This is a genomic window from Variovorax sp. OAS795, from assembly GCF_040546685.1.
Taxonomy (GTDB): Bacteria; Pseudomonadota; Gammaproteobacteria; order Burkholderiales; family Burkholderiaceae_C; genus Variovorax.
This window is the reverse complement of record NZ_JBEPOH010000002.1, coordinates 412,485-429,301: the sequence shown is the minus strand read 5'-3', so window position 1 is coordinate 429,301 and position 16,817 is coordinate 412,485. Positions and strand designations below refer to the sequence as shown.

16 protein-coding genes and 1 pseudogene are annotated in these 16,817 nt (G+C 65.4%); 7 read left to right on the top strand and 10 right to left on the bottom strand.

Features of this window, described 5'->3' with window-relative positions; translation table 11 throughout:
* Positions 1–253: 253 nt before the first annotated feature.
* The 4 genes and pseudogenes from ABID97_RS27555 to ABID97_RS27540 all read right to left on the bottom strand — a co-directional run bounded on the left by ABID97_RS27555 (position 254) and on the right by ABID97_RS27540 (position 4,675).
* A complete protein-coding gene (locus tag ABID97_RS27555; protein ID WP_354402517.1) occupies positions 254–1,078 on the bottom strand; it encodes an enoyl-CoA hydratase-related protein in 825 nt (274 codons plus the stop codon).
* Positions 1,079–1,375: 297 nt separating this feature from the next.
* Positions 1,376–1,816, bottom strand: a complete 441-nt coding sequence (locus ABID97_RS27550) for a nuclear transport factor 2 family protein (RefSeq protein ID WP_354402516.1) — start codon at positions 1,814–1,816, stop codon at positions 1,376–1,378.
* Between the two features lie 50 nt (positions 1,817–1,866).
* A pseudogene (locus tag ABID97_RS27545) lies at positions 1,867–3,889 on the bottom strand (oxidoreductase).
* Positions 3,890–4,042: 153 nt separating this feature from the next.
* A complete protein-coding gene (locus ABID97_RS27540; RefSeq protein WP_354402515.1) occupies positions 4,043–4,675 on the bottom strand; it encodes a TetR/AcrR family transcriptional regulator in 633 nt (210 codons plus the stop codon).
* Positions 4,676–4,779: 104 nt separating this feature from the next.
* Here ABID97_RS27540 and ABID97_RS27535 point away from each other — a divergent pair, with 104 nt between their 5' ends.
* Positions 4,780–5,583, top strand: coding sequence for an enoyl-CoA hydratase/isomerase family protein (locus ABID97_RS27535; RefSeq protein ID WP_354402514.1), 804 nt, complete (start codon positions 4,780–4,782; stop codon positions 5,581–5,583).
* Positions 5,584–5,627: 44 nt separating this feature from the next.
* Here ABID97_RS27535 and ABID97_RS27530 read toward each other — a convergent pair whose 3' ends face one another.
* Complete coding sequence (locus ABID97_RS27530; protein WP_354402513.1) at positions 5,628–5,798, bottom strand: hypothetical protein; 171 nt, start codon at positions 5,796–5,798, stop codon at positions 5,628–5,630.
* Here ABID97_RS27530 and ABID97_RS27525 point away from each other — a divergent pair.
* Entirely contained in the window at positions 5,792–6,340 is a 549-nt protein-coding gene (locus tag ABID97_RS27525) for a PadR family transcriptional regulator (protein WP_354402512.1), read from the top strand. The genes ABID97_RS27530 and ABID97_RS27525 overlap by 7 nt on opposite strands.
* Before the next feature lie 131 nt (positions 6,341–6,471).
* Here the strand turns inward: ABID97_RS27525 and ABID97_RS27520 are convergent, their stop codons facing one another.
* From ABID97_RS27520 to ABID97_RS27510, 3 genes are all read right to left on the bottom strand, one after another.
* Positions 6,472–7,455, bottom strand: coding sequence for a Bug family tripartite tricarboxylate transporter substrate binding protein (locus ABID97_RS27520; RefSeq protein ID WP_354402511.1), 984 nt, complete (start codon positions 7,453–7,455; stop codon positions 6,472–6,474).
* A 28-nt stretch (positions 7,456–7,483) separates the two neighbouring features.
* Positions 7,484–9,478 (bottom strand): aconitase family protein, encoded by a 1,995-nt coding sequence (locus ABID97_RS27515; RefSeq protein WP_354402510.1) that lies wholly within the window; start codon positions 9,476–9,478, stop codon positions 7,484–7,486.
* 80 nt (positions 9,479–9,558) lie between these two features.
* Positions 9,559–10,455, bottom strand: a complete 897-nt coding sequence (locus tag ABID97_RS27510) for a LysR substrate-binding domain-containing protein (RefSeq protein ID WP_354402509.1) — start codon at positions 10,453–10,455, stop codon at positions 9,559–9,561.
* A gap of 134 nt (positions 10,456–10,589) precedes the next feature.
* On the opposite strand from ABID97_RS27510, the gene ABID97_RS27505 reads away from it, so the two are divergent.
* The 4 genes from ABID97_RS27505 to ABID97_RS27490 all read left to right on the top strand — a co-directional run bounded on the left by ABID97_RS27505 (position 10,590) and on the right by ABID97_RS27490 (position 15,064).
* Positions 10,590–11,414: an IclR family transcriptional regulator gene (locus ABID97_RS27505; RefSeq protein ID WP_354402508.1), complete on the top strand. Its 825-nt coding sequence runs from the start codon at positions 10,590–10,592 to the stop codon at positions 11,412–11,414.
* A 202-nt stretch (positions 11,415–11,616) separates the two neighbouring features.
* Entirely contained in the window at positions 11,617–13,194 is a 1,578-nt protein-coding gene (locus ABID97_RS27500; RefSeq protein ID WP_354403073.1) for an AMP-binding protein, read from the top strand.
* 65 nt (positions 13,195–13,259) lie between these two features.
* Positions 13,260–14,243 carry a Bug family tripartite tricarboxylate transporter substrate binding protein gene (locus ABID97_RS27495; protein ID WP_354402507.1) on the top strand — a complete coding sequence of 328 codons (984 nt, stop codon included), beginning with the start codon at positions 13,260–13,262 and terminating at the stop codon, positions 14,241–14,243.
* Positions 14,244–14,272: 29 nt separating this feature from the next.
* Entirely contained in the window at positions 14,273–15,064 is a 792-nt protein-coding gene (locus tag ABID97_RS27490) for an enoyl-CoA hydratase/isomerase family protein (protein ID WP_354402506.1), read from the top strand.
* A 46-nt stretch (positions 15,065–15,110) separates the two neighbouring features.
* Here the strand turns inward: ABID97_RS27490 and ABID97_RS27485 are convergent, their stop codons facing one another.
* Both ABID97_RS27485 and relB read right to left on the bottom strand, forming a co-directional pair.
* Positions 15,111–15,407: a type II toxin-antitoxin system RelE/ParE family toxin gene (locus ABID97_RS27485; protein WP_354402505.1), complete on the bottom strand. Its 297-nt coding sequence runs from the start codon at positions 15,405–15,407 to the stop codon at positions 15,111–15,113.
* Positions 15,404–15,712, bottom strand: coding sequence for a type II toxin-antitoxin system RelB family antitoxin (relB, locus tag ABID97_RS27480; RefSeq protein WP_354402504.1), 309 nt, complete (start codon positions 15,710–15,712; stop codon positions 15,404–15,406). Before relB ends, ABID97_RS27485 begins: the two co-directional genes overlap by 4 nt.
* Before the next feature lie 125 nt (positions 15,713–15,837).
* Between relB and ABID97_RS27475 the strand changes: the two genes are divergently transcribed.
* The gene (locus tag ABID97_RS27475; RefSeq protein WP_354402503.1) at positions 15,838–16,752 is read left to right on the top strand and encodes a LysR family transcriptional regulator; all 915 of its coding nucleotides are present in this window, start codon (positions 15,838–15,840) and stop codon (positions 16,750–16,752) included.
* Positions 16,753–16,817: the final 65 nt, after the last annotated feature.

Here is a 16,817-nt window from a genome sequence, read left to right as displayed (position 1 = left end):
CCTGCGCAGGCTCAAAGGCAAGGCAGTCACGGCGTTCACCGGGTCCATCCAAAAAGCAGAAATGCGACATTTCTATTTGGCTGGCAGTGCGACATCTGAACTTGGCCTTGACATGGTGTGTAGCGGCTGATTGTATGTCGCCTTTGGCCCGAATAGGAAATGTTGCATTGCTGCTCCGGTCCAGTTCCTGGATCCAAGGCACAGCGATGGCAACACCATTGGCAACTATCACACGTGCCTATGCCCACCGCCCTCAACTGCGATCCTTCGACTTGTTCCTGAAAGCTTCCGCAGCCTGTCGATGCTCATCGCTGTGCAGCAGCCGGATCAGGCGGTCGGCCTCTTTGTCCATCATGGATTCCAGGTCCAAGTGCAATGCATCGTTCAGGTTCTGCTTGATGCTGCGCACGGCCGCTCCTGAGACCGATGCGAGCGTATCGGCGGTCCGCAATGACGTGGCCTGCAGTTCGCCATCGGGGACGATCTGGCTGGCCAACCCAAAGGCCTTGCATTCCACGGCCTCGATGCGCCGGGCCGTGAGCATCATGTCGCGTGCCGCACCAGGGCCTGCGAGTCGCGTAAGGAACCAGTTCACGCCGTAGTCACCGCTCATCGCGAGACGCGCGTAGCCCGTGGCCATGAAGGCCGACGCGGCGAGAATCCGTATGTCGCATGCGAGGGCCAACGCCAGCCCCGCGCCCACAGCCGCACCAGGCAATGCCGCGACAGTGGGCTTGTTCAGCCGAAACAACGCGCCGGTCAACGTGCGCTGTTTGCGCTGCAGGTCGGCGATGCGCTCGGCCTCGCTTTGTTGCGCGCCTTCAAAGCGATCGCCCATGCCCTTGACGTCGCCGCCCGCGCAGAAGGCCTTGCCGGCGCCAGTGATCAATAGCGCACCGATGTCGGGATCGTCGGCACAGCGCTGGATACTTCGCCGGATCGCCGGCGTCAGCTCGCCGGAAAGCGCATTCATCGACGCTGGCCGGTTGAGCGTCATCACAGCCACGCGTCCTTCGCGGCGTAAAAGCAGTTGCGGCGTGCCGGTTTCAATGGCAACAACAGATTCGTCGTGGTGCACAAGGCTTTCCCAAAGCGTTTCAGGGCCGCGCCTCTTCATGTAAAAGGGCGTTCAAAGAACGTGGTTTATAACTCGTTTACTGAACTGACGTTTAACATCAAATCGCACGGCAGAGAGACTCACCTCGCCCCGAGGGGGCCTACCGGACGGCGATGAACTGGTCGCGCGTCGCTTTATGCTCGTGCACCGTGTATCGGTCGCCCGCGGCATTCGGATTCGTGCATCCAGCCGGAGCCAGCATCGCAAGCAGCTTTGTCCGACACTTTTGCCGCTGGAGTGGCGTGCCTGCCTCAGCCCTCAGGCCTTGACCTTGAAGGCGGGCAACTGGTCGGCCACGCGCTTGCCCATTTCCACGCCGAGCGCCTGCAGACCGCTCATCGGGCGAACCATCACTTCGAACTCCTCGATCTGACCGCTCTCGTTGAACCGGATGAGGTCGATGCCCTTGAGCTTCTTGTCGCCAATGTTTGCGCTGAACTCCAGCACCACGTTCAGGCCATCGTCGCTGACCAGTTGGCGGTGATAGGCGAAGTTCTCGAAGACCTTGATGACTGTGGACAGCGCAAGGGTGAGCGCTGGCGCCGAGGCATAGGCCGAGGCCGACATGGGCGAGCGAAAGAGGGCATCCGGGTGGACGATGGTGTGCAATTCGCCGAGGTCGGATGTTGCGATCATTCGGTGCCAAAGATCGAGAGACCGGGCGACGGCGGGTTGGGTGTTTTTCGGGGGCTGCGACATTTGTCGACTCCTTGCTGGTGGTGAAAAGAAAGTGAGACGGTCGCTGCGCGTCAGATGCGCGCGGCCAGGCTGGTGCCTTGATGGATGGCGCGCTTTGCGTCCAGTTCAGCGGCCAGATCCGCGCCGCCGATGAGGTGCGCGGAGCGACCCGCCAAGCGCAATGCATCGTGGAGTTCCCGCAGCGGCTCCTGGCCGGCACAGACCACCACGTGGTCCACATCGAGCACCTGAGGCTCACCGTCCACGGTCAGATGCAGGCCCGCGTCGTCGATGCGCTCATAGGACACACCCGAAGTCATCGAAACTCCCCGAGCCTTCAGTGAGGTGCGGTGAATCCAACCCGTTGTCTTGCCCAGCTGGTCGCCCACCTTGGTGGATTTGCGCTGCAGCAGGTGCACGCGGCGCGCTGGCGACTCAGCTTGCGGTCGGCGCAGGCCGCCTGCCTGCATGTAGTCGGTGTCGATGCCCCATTCTTCGTAGAACTTGGCCGGCACCACGGCCGCGCTGTCCCCGGCATGCGTCAGGTATTCGCCCACGTCGAAGCCGATCCCGCCTGCACCCAGCACCGCAACGCGGTGGCCGACCGGCTTGTCGTCGCGCAACACATCCAGGTAGTTCAAGACTTTGGGATGGGCTATGCCCTCGATCTCGGGAATGCGCGGCTGAATCCCCGTTGCGAGCACCACCTCGTCGAAGCCGGCGCCCATGAGTTCGCCGGCGCTAACCCGCGTATCGAGACGCAAAGTCACGTTCTGCAGCTCGAGTTGACGCTGGAAGTAACGCAAGGTCTCGTAGAACTCCTCTTTGCCCGGCACTTTCTTGGCAATGTTCAGCTGCCCCCCGATCTCGCTGGCCGAATCGAACAGCGTGACTTGGTGGCCACGCTGCGCCGCCGTGACAGAGAAGCTCAGGCCTGCGGGCCCGGCGCCGACCACGGCGATGCGTTTCGGCGTTTGCGCTGGCTCGATGACCAATTCGGTCTCGTGACAGGCACGCGGATTGACCAGGCAGGAGGTGATCTTTCCGGCGAAGGTGTGATCCAGGCAGGCCTGGTTGCAGCCAATGCAGGTGTTGATTTCGTCGGCACGGCCCTGGCGCGCCTTGCGCACGAAATCGCCATCAGCCAACAGCGGGCGCGCCATGGACACCATGTCGCCATAGCCCTCCGCCAGCAGCCGTTCGGCCACCTCTGGCGTGTTGATGCGGTTGGAGGTGATGAGCGGAATGCCGACCTTCCCCATGAGTCGTTTCGTTACCCAGGCGTAGGCGGCTCGCGGTACCTTGGTGGCGATGGTCGGGACGCGCGCCTCGTGCCAGCCGATGCCGGTGTTGAGGATCGTGGCGCCTGCCGCCTCGATCTCCTGCGCCAACTGGATCACCTCTTCCAGGTTGGAGCCGCCTTCGACCAGGTCGAGCATGGAGAGGCGATAGATGATGATGAAATTGCGGCCCACGCGTTCGCGGGTGCGACGCACGATCTCCGTCGGAAAGGCGCATGCGGTTGGCATAGCTGCCGCCCCATTCATCGTCGCGGTGGTTGGTGCGCGCGGCGATGAACTCGTTGATCAGGTAACCCTCCGAGCCCATGATCTCGACACCGTCGTAGCCGGCGAACTGGGCAAGCGCCGCGCAACGCGCGAAGTCATCGATCGTCTGCTCGACTTCATCCCCCGTGAGCGCGTGCGGCACGAACGGATTGATGGGCGCCCGCAAGGCGCTGGGTGCCACCAGGTCCGGTTGGTAGGCGTAGCGCCCGAAATGGAGGATTTGCATGGCGATCTTGCCGCCTTCGGCGTGGACCGCCCGCGTCACGACGCGGTGGTGTTCGGCCTCGACTTCGTTCACGAGCATGGCGCCGCCCTGCATCGGTCGCGCGCGTGCGTTGGGGGCAATGCCGCCTGTGACGATCAAGCCCACCTCGCCGCGTGCCCGCTCTGCGTAGAAGGCTGCCATGCGCTCAAAGCCATGCGGCACCTCCTCCAAGCCAACGTGCATGGAACCCATCAGCACGCGGTTCCTGAGGCTGGTGAAGCCCAGATCCAGCGGGGCGTTCAGGTGGGGATAGTGCGACACGTTCATACCTCTTTCATGCAACTGATTGCATTAATGTAGCCGCGTCGGAGCGACAATGCAACTGGTTGCATAAATGAGGTTCCCCGTCGGGGCGCACTGACCGTCGAACCGCCTGGTCCAGGTGACTGTTCACAGCACCTCGGAACCGCCGTCCTACGTTGTCACAGCCCCGGAGTTCAAAGCTCTGTGAGCGTGCGGCGCATCGAACGCAGGGTCCAAGGCGCTCAAGGAAAACTGCGCGAGTGCCCGTAGCTTCTCCTTGCTTGGGCGAGTCTTCTCCGTGATCCGCGTCCCTTCGATCATGTTGACGAGGTAAGCGGCCAGCAGGTCGGCGGAGACACGGGTCGTCACCTCGCCCGACTTCTGTCCCGCCAGCAACGACTTCTCGAACAAACTGCCGATCTCGCCGAGCATGGTACTCACGTGGGCAGCGACTTCCCGGTCCTGGTCGGCCAGCTCCAGTGCGGCATTGGTCACCATGCAGCCCTCCTGCACGCCTGGTTCGTACAGCGACGTCATCATGAAACGGACTACACGGTCGATGCCTGCACGCGGGGTGGCCGCGGAGTCGAGGAATTCCGCAACCCGCCTGACCATGCTGGTCCGGTAGTGAAGCAATGCCTCCAGATAGAGGCTTCGCTTGCTGCCGAATGTCGCGTAGATGCTGGGCTTTTCGACGCCGAGTTCCTTCGTCAACATCTCCATCGACGTCCCGTTGTAGCCGTTGCGCCAGAAAAGGCGCAAGGCCCGCTCCAACCCTTCCTCTCGAATCAATTTTCTTGCCATTTGCGCATTGTACCGATTGGTATATACTTTTCTGTACCGCTCGGTACACCCAGTCGACGACCGATGAGTTCAACGCGAGTCCTGAAAACTTACCTGGAGAAGAGATGACTGAGAGAAAGAAAAAGCTGCTTGTCGACAAGACGGTCGAAGGTCACTGGAAAGTGATCCTGGACAACCCGCCGATCAACCTGATCGACGACAGCATGTACGACGAGTTCTACGACCTCGTGACCGAGATGGAGACCGACGAGGCGCTGAAGATAGTGACTTTCGAAAGCGCCAACCCCGACTTCTTCATCGCACACTACAGCCCGGCGGAGCCGCGCAGTCGCTTCGGCCTCCCCCCCTGGATCGAGGCGGCGCAGCGCCTTGCCGCCAGCAGCGTGCTGAGCGTCGCGGTCATCCGCGGGCGCGTACGTGGTGGGGGCAGCGAATTCGCGTTGGCGTGCGACATCCGTTTCGCGAGCCGAGAGAAAGCCATCTTCGGACAGCCGGAAGTCGGCATCGGGCTGATTCCGGGTGGGGGTGCCTTGGAGCGCCTGCCCCTGCTCGTCGGCCGCGCGCGCGCCCTGGAGATCGTGCTCGGCGCAGACGACCACAGTGCGGACACCGCGGAACGCTACGGCTGGATCAATCGTGCCATTCCTGAAGACGAACTGGACGCGCATGTCGCCAAGTTCGTGGCACGCGTGCTGTCGTTCGACAAACGCGTGCTGGCTGTATCGAAGTCGACCATCAACCGGATTGGCTTGCCCAGCCGTGCGGATCTTCAGGATACGCAAGACACCTTCTTCAAGACGTTCGCTTGGGAGGGATTCCAGGAACGAATTCCGAAACTGACGAAGCGCGGCATCGGCAAGCCAGGCGAGTTCGAGTCGAACCTCGGAAAGAACATCGCGGACATCTAGAGAGCCGCGCAAGCGCTTGAAGCGCCCGCATCGTCACAGGACCATCAACGCGGCTTCAGCTCGAACACCAGGCAGGTGGTAGTGCCATGCGCATACAGCTTGCCGTCCGGCCCGACGAAGGCCGTTGCAGCAATGGCGAACGGGCCGCGATGCGTGAAGGCGCCATGCAGTTCGGGCAAAATGCTCGGCCGCCAAGGCTCCTGTCCCGATGTCATTACCTCACGCCCTTCTCACCGCATTGATCGAGCACCCGTGCTCGGGCTCCGAACTTGCCGAGCGATTCGACAAGTCCATCGGGTACTTCTGGCATGCTACGCACCAGCAGATTTATCGCGAACTCGCACGGCTCGAGGAAGCAGGATGGATCGAGGCCCTCCCCGCCGAATCCGGAAGGGGGCGCAAGCGCCAGTACCGGATACGGGCTGCGGGGCGCAAGGAGCTGCGGCGGTGGGTGGCCGAACGCAAGGATCCCACGTGGTTGCGCGAAGAGTTGATGGTTCGCCTTCGCGCTGAGGCGGTGATTGGGCCTACCGGGTTGCAGAAGGAGATTGCACGCCGCCAGGCGATGCACCAGGAAAAACTCGACCTCTACCGGCGATTGGAACAACGCGACTTTCACGGCAAGCCCGCCAGCCGAGCACGCCGCCTGCAGCATCTCGTTCTCAAGGCAGGGATGGGGTACGAAGAGCTGTGGCTCGATTTCACGCGCGAAGCCTTGGAAATTCTGGCGCTACCAGCTTCGGGTGGGGACGACTGACCAAACATCCGGCCCACCGCCCGGCGCCACGACCATGAAGTGCGCAATCTAGCCCGTCACGGCAGCGCCGGTCTTTCACCGTGGGTTCCTGGTCTAACGGTTCCGGGCAACCGCCCCCTCACACATTCGACTCAATCCAGGGTGGCACCGGACTGCTTCACCAGCTTCTGGTGCTTCACCAGTTCGGACTCGAAGAAGGCCGGCGCCAGTCCGGGTCCTGTGTTGAGCACCGTGAGGCCTTGGCCGGCGATGACGTTTCGTGCTTCCGGCGACACCAGGGCCTCTTGCACCGCGGCGGCATAGCTGTCGACCACAGGCTTGGGCAGGCCCGCGGGGCCGATCAGCGCGATCCACGCATCGAAGCTGTATTTGGGCACGCCCGACTCCATCATCGTCGGCACCTCGGGCAGGGCCGCGGAGCGCGCCGGCGTCGACACCGCCAATGCGCGCAGCGCCCCGGCCTTGATCTGCGGGGCCACCTGCGAGATCGAGACGAACGCGAGTTGCACCTGCCCGCCGATCAGGTCGGTGACGAGCGGCCCGGTGCCGCGATAGGGTACGTGCTTCATGTCGATGCCGGTCTCGCTCACCATCAGTTCCCCTGCCAGGTGGAGCACGCTCCCATTCCCGGCGGATCCGTAGTTGAGCTTGCCGGGATGGTCCTTTGCATAGGCCAGCAGGTCCTTCACGCTCTTCACCGGAAGCGCGTTGTTCACCACCAGCACGACGGGCACGGTGGCCAGTACCGCGATGGGTGTGATGTCCTTCATGCTGTCGTACGGGATCGTCTTGTAGATGCCTGGATTGATGACATGGTTGGACGACACCATGCCGAGCGTGAGCCCATCCTTGGGCGCCTTCACGATCTGGGCGGTACCCGGAATCCCACCGGCGCCGACAACGTTCTCCACCACGACCGGGTGGCCGGTCGCGCGACCGAAGGCCGGCGCGACCGCGCGGGCGACCGCATCGACCGTCGAGCCGGCGGCCAGTGGAACGACGACCCGTATCGGCCGATCGGCATTGGAAGGTTGCGCCGCGGCAAGCCAGGACGTGGCCAGCAACGCCGTCGCAAACGAAACAGAAATCGCTTTTCGGAAGGAATGTGGACGCATGGGGTTGTCTCTCTCTATTTGTTCAAGCTCAAGGGTGGCGCGCCTGCAGGGCGGCGAAAGAAATCAATTCGCCCGCGATCGCGCTGGCCGCCACGGTCGGTGGGCTCGCGAGCCAGACTTGTCCCGGGCCGCCCCGGCCGGGGAAGTTGCGGTTGATGGCGCTCACGGTGACCTGGTCGGCGCGCACCGAACCGCCCGGCCCGCAATTGCCGCAGGCACCGCAGGAAGGCTGGAGCATGCGTGCGCCCACGCGTTCGAACGCATTCATGTACCCCGCTGCGACGCAGTGGTCGCGCACCGCGGTCGTTCCGAACTGGAGAAACAGCTCCACCCCGGGCGCGACCTGGAGCCCGCGGTCCGCCGCCCACCGAAGCACCGCGTGGTAGTGGTCGAAATCTTCGCGCTTGCCGGCCGTGCACGAGCCGCCGTAGGCGATGTCGATGCGCACCCGCTGGGCGACTGCCGCAAGCGGCAGGCCATTGCCCGGATCGCCCGGTGCCGCGACCATGGGAGGAATCCGCGTGCCGTCGACATGGAGCGTTCTCGCATAGACCGCGCCATCGTCGCTGCGCATCCAGGGCTCGAGTTCGAAATCGATGCCGCGGCGCTCGCGCAGGAAGCGCACGGTCTCGGCATCGGGCGCGACCAGGCCGGTGAAGCCCCCGAGTTCGGCCGTCATGTTGGTGAGCGTGGCGCGCTCATCGATGGTCATGCGCCGTACCACGTCGCCCGTGAACTCGAACACCTTGCCGACGCCGCCGCCGTCGCGCACGAACGGCAGCGCGAGCAGATGCAGCACGACGTCTTTCGCGGTCACGCCAACGGCAAGCGCGCCGTCGAGCACGATCTTCAGGGACTGCGGCACCGTCAGCCGCACCGCACCCGTCACGAAGGCGTTCGCCATGTCCGTGGTGCCGACGCCGAAGGCCACGCAACCCAGCGCGCCGCTGTGCGGCGTGTGTGAATCCGTGCCCACCACCAGCTGGCCCGGCAGCGCATAGTGTTCCGCCACCATGGCGTGCGAGATGCCCGCCACATTGGTGCCGTCGTCCATGGCGGCCTCTTCTTCGGTCAGGGTGCGGTGCGAGCGCAAGCCGTGGGCGGCGGCAAATTCGCGCTGCGCCTCGACCATGCGATGCACGTTCGGCACCAGGCCGCCGCGCACGTGCGCGGGGCTCTCCGCGACATAGGAGGTGTGGTCTTCGAAGACCACGATGGAACCGGCGTCGTGCAGCGCCAGCGGACGGCCGAAGGTGGCGTGCAGCATGTGGGCGGCCATGCCGGTGTAGTACTCGTGGATGAAGCGAAGGTCGGCGCGCACGAAGGCACCGTCGCCCGGCGCGGGATGCGCCTGCGTCAGCTCGGTGGCGAGCGCGTGGCGCGACACGATCTTCTCGAACAGCGTGCGCGGACCCGCGTCTCGAGCCTCGGGCGGGACCGTGATGTCGCGCATGAATCTCTGGCCGAAGCGCAGCAACCCGCCGCTTCGGAGGATCGCCGCAGCCAGCGCGTCGCGCCCGGCCACCAGGTCATCGACCGGGATCGCCTCGCCGCCGCGGATGCGCGCGACCAGGCCGAAGTCGGTCGAGGTGAACAATCCGATGTTGTCGGCGTTCTGGCGGTACAGGCGCTCGAAGCTTTCGGCGATGACCAGCCGCACGCCGGCCGCCTTCTCGGCGGTCGGGCTGTGCTCGCGCGACGAGCCCTTGCCATAGCGCCTGCCCGCGACGACGACCTCGATGCCCGAGGCGCGGACGGCATCGGTGCCGATCGGAGTTGCCTCGCCTGCCTTGAAGCCGGTGTAGGGGTAGCGGCCCAGCTTGTCGTCGTAGTGCGTGAGGATCGGAAGCGGCGTGATCTCGTCGGTCGACACATCGTCACGCAACGGCAACGCATCGGCGAGATCGAGCGGTTCTCCTTCCAGGCCTCGTTCGACGATGCGTGCGGAACAGCTCAGGAAGAGGATGCGCGGGTCGAACCGGATGCTTTCGGCGCTTGGGGCGGCTGGCGTGGAGGCTGGCATGCCCCGATGTTCGCGGGCCGTGGCAGCGCCATAAAGCGCTGGTACGGCACAGGGGCTCTCGCCGGGCGCGAGATCGGTGATTACCCGCGGAGACTCTCGATCAGCGCCGCCACTGCGCGCGGCTGCGGCGTCTTGCGCAGGGCGTAGATGTTCAGCACGCGGTCGGCCCATTCTTCCGCCAGCGGACGCCTGGCGAAGCGTTCGGTCCCCGCATACGCCGTGACGGCACTCCGGGGCACCACGGCGATGCCGAGGCCGGCCTCCACCATGCGGCAGGCGGCGTCGAAGCTGCTGACCGTCACCTTCGGGTTGAAACGCCTGCCCAATGCCGTGGCGCGCTCGCCCAGCGAGCGGTCCATCGCGCCGCCCTGATGCACGCCGACCAAGGGATATTCGAGCGCACGCGCGAATGTGATGGCCTGCAGGTCCGACAGTTCATGCCCCGCGGGTAGCACCACGAGCAACGGGTCGGAGGCAAAGTGCCATGAATCCATGCCCGCCGGTACCGCAACATCGGCGCCCACGCCGACGTCGGCGCGATCGTCCAGGCAGGCGCGCAGCACGTCGCGCGTGTCTTCCTCGCGCAGGGCGACCTCCACGCCGGGGTATGTCTCCATGAAACGGTGCAGGCGCTCGGGCAGGAAGCCGATCACGGAGGACATGTTGGCATGAAGGCGCACGGTGCCCCGCACTTCGCCGCCTTCGCTCTGTACCTCGCGCAGCAAGGCTTGCAGCTCGTCGTCCACACGTTCGCCCCGGGCCAGCACCAGCCTGCCCGCCTCGGTCAGCGCAATCCCACGCGGCGAGCGCACGAGCAGCGGCGTGCCGAATGCGTGTTCCAGATCCGCGATCCTGCGGCTCAACGCCGAAGGCGCGATGTTCTCCGCGGCCGCCGCGCGCACGATGGAGCCGGCGCGAGCCGCCGCCACGAACAACCTGATGCTGTAGGAGTCGATTCGGCGGTTCACGGACTTCATCGGTGGGTGGATCGGCAAGTGTGGCATAGCCGCCGCGGCGGGTGCGCTACACTATTTTTTGCCCCGAAGCATCCGCCCTGCCCCTGTGAGCGCCGCTTCGAACGCATACCCTTTCTTCCACATCTGCGCTCCTCGTGGACACGTCTCCAAAACTCTCCAGACACCGCCCCGCCGCGCAGGCCGACTCGCACGAGCGCCCGGGCGAGGTCGACGAACGGCTGTTCGTGGGTTCGGTCGAAAAGGGCATGCGCGTGCTGGAACTGTTCAATGAACATCCGTCGGCCCTTTCGATCGGCGACATCGCGCAGCACACGGGCATGGGCCGTAGCGCCGCGCAGCGCTTCGTCTACACGCTTCACCGGCTCGGCTACCTCGGCAAGGATGGCGCGTCGAAGAAGTACCTCCCTTCGCTGAAGCTGCTGGGGCTGGTGCGCGGCATCCATCGCCACCATCCGCAGCGAGAGCTCGCGGTTCCGCTGCTGGAGAAGCTTGCCAGGGAGACGCGCGAAACGGTGTCGTGGGTCGAGCTGGATGGGAACGAGGTGGTCGTGCTGCTGAACATTCCCGGGGCGCACGTCACGGCCATCAACCTTCCGGTGGGGAGCCGGTTTCCGGCGCTCACTTCTTCGTCCGGCCAGGTGCTGCTCTCGCAAGCCCCGCAGGCGCAGTTGGCCAAGATGCTCGATGCGCTGTCCCCCGAGGTGCGGGCCCGCTTCGGCACCCGCAGCCGCTCGGAGGTGCTCTCGATCTTTCGCAAGGCAGCGCAGGACGGCCACTCGTTCACCGAGAAGAATTTTGGCGATGACGGCGTCTCGGTGTCGGTGCCCGTGACGGATCTTTCGGGGCGGCCCATTGCCGCCCTCAACGTGTCGACCGTCCGGTCGCGCTACGACATCGCGCAGGTGCGCGAGCTGATTCTTCCCCGCCTCGAACTGGCGGCGCGCGAAGCCTCCGCCTGAGCGCTGCGGCTTGCGGGCCGCGTTTCACGTTCTCCCTCCGGTCGCCGAAATCCCCGGCGACACGGCCGCGCGGCTTTCAGACGGACACACGCCCGCACTTGACGCGAGGGGCCAATGCGCGGAAGATTAATTGAAATACAAGCATTGAAATTGCTATTCAATTTATGTGTACGCTCATTCGAGACGGCTCCAAGTGAACAAGATGCAGCAGGAAACCCCATCGACCGATTCCGTTGCCATGGCCCCGCTCGGCGACGAAACCATTGCAGAGTTGCTCGCCCGCCGCGCGCGCACCAGCCCCGACCCCATCTACTGCACGTTCCAGGGCGAGCGCATCAGCGTGGGGATGCTGGACCGGCGCGTGAACCAGGTCGCGGCCCTGTTGAAGTCGGAGGGCCTGCAAAAGGGCGACCGCGTCGCGGTCATGCTGCCCAGCCACCCGGACCACCTCTACCTGCTCTTTGCGCTGGCGCGCCTGGGCATGGTTCGCGTGCCCATCAACGTGCACCTGGTGGGCGCACCGCTGGCCCACCTGCTGGACGAGCTCGCGCCGCAAGCCATCGTGGCCGACATTGCGTTCCGCGCCAACCTCGAGGAACTCTCGGGCACGCTGCCCCGGATCCTCTGGCGCAACGGCACCGACGCAGCGTTCGACCGCTTCGCCACCTGCGAGGAAGACGACGCGCCGCCGCGCGTGAATACCGACGAGATCATCGCGCTCAGCCCGAGCTCCGGCACCACCGGCGCCCCCAAGGGCGTGCTGAAGTCCGACCGCCAGCTGCGCGCCGGACCGATGGCCATCCTTCGCCTGACGGAGGCCGGGCCGGGTGACACCTTCCTGTTCTGGGAGGCGCTGCACCACGGCTCCGGCGTGGCCGTCGCGATTGCCGCGCTGATGGGAGGCTTCCAGCTGGCAATGCTGGAACGCTTCAGCGCCTCGGGGTTCTGGGACGATGTCCGCCGCCACGGCGCCACGCACATCCACTATCTCGGCAGCGTGCTGCCGATGCTGCTGAAGCAACCGCAGCGCCCCGACGACCGCGCGCACGGCGTGCGGATCGCGTGGGGCGGCGGCTGCAGCGCCGACGTCTGGCATGCCTTCGCCGAGCGCTTCGGCGTGTCGATGCGGGAGGGCTACGGCCTGTCCGAGCTGATCACCTTCGTGACGGCGAACATCGACGGCCCGGCGGGCTCCATCGGCAAGCCGCTGTCGTACTACGAGATCTCGCTGCTCGCGGACGACGGCTCGCCGGTCGAGCCCGGCGACAAGGGCGAGATCGCGATCCGTGCGCTCGAACCGGGCCTCGGCTTTCTCGGCTACTTCAGGAACCCGCAGGCCGACGCCGCGGCGCGCCGCGGCGAGCTGTTCCTGAGCGGCGATCTCGCGCACCGCGATGCGGACGGCAACCTCTTCTACGCGGGACGCAAGAAGGACATGCTGCGGCGCCGCGGCATCAACATTGCGGCCTGGGACGTGGAGAGCGTCATCGCGCAGCACGATGCGGTGGCCGAGGTCGCGCTGGTCGGCGTCCCCAGCGAACTCGGCGAGGACGAACTCAAGCTGTTCGTGCGCGTGCGCGAAGGTGCAAGTCTCACGCCGGCCGACCTCATCGGATGGTGCAGCGGCAAGCTGGCGTACTTCCAGGTCCCGCGCTACGTCGAGTTCATCGACGCCTTCCCCAAGACACCGACGCAGCGGATCCAGAAGAAGGAGCTGTCCCGCAGCGTCGCCGGCATCTGGGACGCCGAAGCCGCGGGCTTTCGCGCGGCAAGGCACTGAGGCCCGGCCGAGTCAAGCTCTCCATCGATTTCCCGATTGCCCATGCTCAACTGAAAGGAAAAATCATGATCCGAACTCCCCTGAATCGCTGGCGGCAGGCGATGGTGATGGTTTCCAGCCTCGTGTTCTGCGCCTGGGCCCAGGCCGCGCTCGCGGACAAGCCCATCACCCTGGTCGTGGCTTTTCCGGCCGGAGGCGGGGTCGACGTGGTCGGCCGCATCCTCGCGCAGGGCATGTCGCAGAAGCTCAAGCTGTCGGTGGTGGTGGACAACAAGGCCGGCGCTTCAGGCGCCATCGGGGCGCAGTTCGTCAAGCGTGCGGCGCCGGACGGCCACACGCTCCTCATGGCCCCGACCACCTCCTACGTCATGTCGGAAAAGATGTCCGGCGCCGAGGCCGTGGGTTATGAGATCGCCAAGGATTTCAGGCCCGTGGCCACTGTCGGCGAGCTGCCGCTGGTCATGCTCGCATCGAAGGCGAGCGGGATCACCACGTACGCGGAGCTGGCCGCCAAGGCCCGGCAGCAGCCGGGCAAGCTGGCCTACGGTTCGTCGGGCAACGGCTCGACCGAGCACATCGTCACCGAGTGGTTCCGGCAACAGGCATCGGTCGAATTGCTGCACGTGCCCTACCGCGGTTCCGCACCCGCCATGGCCGACCTGTTCGCGGGCGAGATCCAGTTCATGGTGACCACCTCGCCCACCGCGCTCACCAACCTGGCATCGGGCAAGGTGGTGGCCGTCGGCGTGGCGAGCCCCCAGCGGCTGGACATCTTCCCGGGCCTGGCCACCTTTGCGGAGCAGGGCCTTCCGCAGTTCGTCGCCGCATCGGTGTATGCAGTGCTGGCGCCCAAGGGGACGCCGGACGACGTGATCGCCACGCTGAATGCCGCACTCAACGAGACCCTGGACGACGAAGCCGTCAAGCGCCGCTTCGCGCAGCTCGGGATCGAGCCTGTCCGCAGCACGCCCGCGCAGTCGCGGGAGCGGCTGCTGAACGAAGCAGGCAAATGGGAGCAGGTCGTGCAGCGGATCAAGGTTGCGCGCTAGAACCCCACCCACATCCTGGAGACAGACCCATGAGCGACACCCTTTCCACCCGGCCCTGCGTCACGCTTGCCGTCGACAAGGGCGTGGCCCTGATCACGATGGACCGCCCGAAGGCCATGAACGCGTTCGACCGGACCCAGCGCGAGCGCTTCCAGTCCGCCCTGCTGTCGGCCGACGCCGATGCCGACGTGCGCGCGATCGTGATCACCGGCGCCGGCAAGGCCTTCTGCGCAGGCCAGGACCAGCACGAGAGCGCCGCCATGGACGCCGCAGGCTCCGCCGCGCGCATCGACAGCTACATGGCGCTCTACGAGGTGTTCCGCGCGCTCGCGAAGCCGGTCGTTGCCCGCATCAACGGCGTCGCGGCCGGCGCAGGACTGCAGATCGCGCTCATGTCGGACCTCCGCATCGCTTCCACCCAGGCCCGCTTCGGCATGACGGAGTTCAAGGTGGGCTCCGCGGCCATCTTCGGCAGTGCCCTGCTGCATTCGATCATCGGCGAGGCCGCGATGAAGCGGCTCGTGCTGCTGGCCGAGATCGTGCCGGCCGCGGAGTCCCTGGCACTCGGCATGGTCCATGAAGTCGTGGACGACGCTCGCCTCGATGCGCGCGTCGCCGAGATCTGCGCGCAGATGTCCCAGTGGTCCCCCACCTCCGTGGCCATCACCAAATCGTGGTGGAAGGAGATGGGCGACGAGATGTTCGCCAAGGCTGCGGCCGCAGCCCGGCGCGGCCACGCCATCAATTTCGCGTCGGGCGCCTACTCGCTCGGCGCGAGAAAATTCACCGAGCGCAAGCAGGGGAACGCCGGCGCAATGTAGAGCGCGATCCCGACGCAAGCCGGAGTGCAATGAACATTTCCGGTCTTCACGGCAGTTCTGCGAACTCTCCAGGCCAGCGCTGCGCGCTGTGAAGAATTCGCAGGATGATCACGCAGTCCTTGCCGGCGCGGTAGGCAACGACGTACGGCGTTCGGCGAACGATCAGCTCGCGCGTGCCTTCGATTCGCCCTGGACGCCCACCCTCCGGGTATTGCAACAGCACGAGCACCTGCATCGCAATGCGCTCGTCCACTGCGATCGCCGCGCGCGGGTCGTCCTGCTCGATGAAGTCGAAAATCCGCTCCCGGTCATCCATCGCCAGAGGCGACCACTCCAGCCTCACGCAGACCCTTCACCCGCTTTTCGCCGTGCAGCAGCTCGGCGCCTGGAGAAATGCGCTTCAACTTTCTCGTGCGGGATGGCGGGGCGCGGATCATCCAGGGCCTCCTGCACCTTGGCTCGGAACCACGCATCGTGGGCCGCGGCATCCACGATCAGGCCTGCGGGCAATGCGCCCTCCTTGGCCACCCGAGTCAGGACAATTCTCATCACGTCGGAGACGGTGAGCCCGATGTTGTCGAGCACTGCGGTCGCGCGCTCTTTCACTTCGGCGTCGATGCGGGTCTGTACCAATGCGTTAGCGGCCATGGCAGAAGCCTCCAGTTTGAAAAACAGCCTCTGGATTGTAATTCAATTGCATGACGACACATGACATCAACACGCCGCCACCAAGCCGGCAAGGCTTACGATCCGCATTCACACACAGGCCCTCCATGCTCCTCCACGTCGACGAAGAAATCACCTTCCGGAAGCTCGAGATCCTGCTGGCCTTCATGGAGACCGGCAACCTGGCGCGCGCGGCGGAAAAGCTCGAGATCAGCGCGGTGAGCGTGCATCGCGCGCTGCATTCGCTGGAGACCGGGCTGCGCTGCGCGCTGTTCCGGCATGAAGGCCGCAACCTGCACCCCACCGAGGCGGCCCATGCGCTGGCGGAAGTGGCGCGCGATGTGCTTCGCACCATGGCACAGGGCATACGCGCCACGCGGGAAGTGGCCGGCTACTCGGCCGACCGGATCCGCATCGGCTCGCTGTATTCGCTCACCAGCCGCACGGTGCCGCAGCTGATCATGGGAATGAAGCTGCGCAAGCCCGAGCTGCACACGGAGCTCGTGCTCGGCTCCAACGCGCACCTGCTGCAGAAGCTGCGGGACGGCGCGATCGATGCCGCGCTGATGGCAATTCCGGAGGACGTTGCCGACGTGGAATCGGAGCCGCTGTTCGAAGACGACATCCAGTTTGCCGCGCCCGTAGGCTCCCCCTACGCCGCGCTGAAGGAAATCGACCTGGGCAGCTGCGCGGGCGAACGCTTCGTGAGCCTGAGCGAAGGCTTCGTGACCTACCGGGGCTTCGTCGAGACCTTCCGCATCGCCGGCTTCACGCCCAACGTGGTGATGAAGACCGACGACATCTTCTCGCTGATGAACCTCGTGAGCGGCGGCGTCGGCTACACGCTGCTGCCGGGGCGGGTGCGCGGGGTCATGCCGCAGAAGGTGCAGCTGATCCCGCTGCAGCCGCGGTACCTGATGCGCCAGACCATCGCGCTCAATTTTTTGCGCACGCGCGAGCGCGATCCCAACCTGCTCGCGCTGCTGTCGGTGTGCCGGCTGGCGAGGGCCGACCTCGCCTGAGTGCGCCGCCACGAATCGTTGAGGGTTAACCCTCGATCGTTTCACCCAGCGTAAAGGTCGACGAC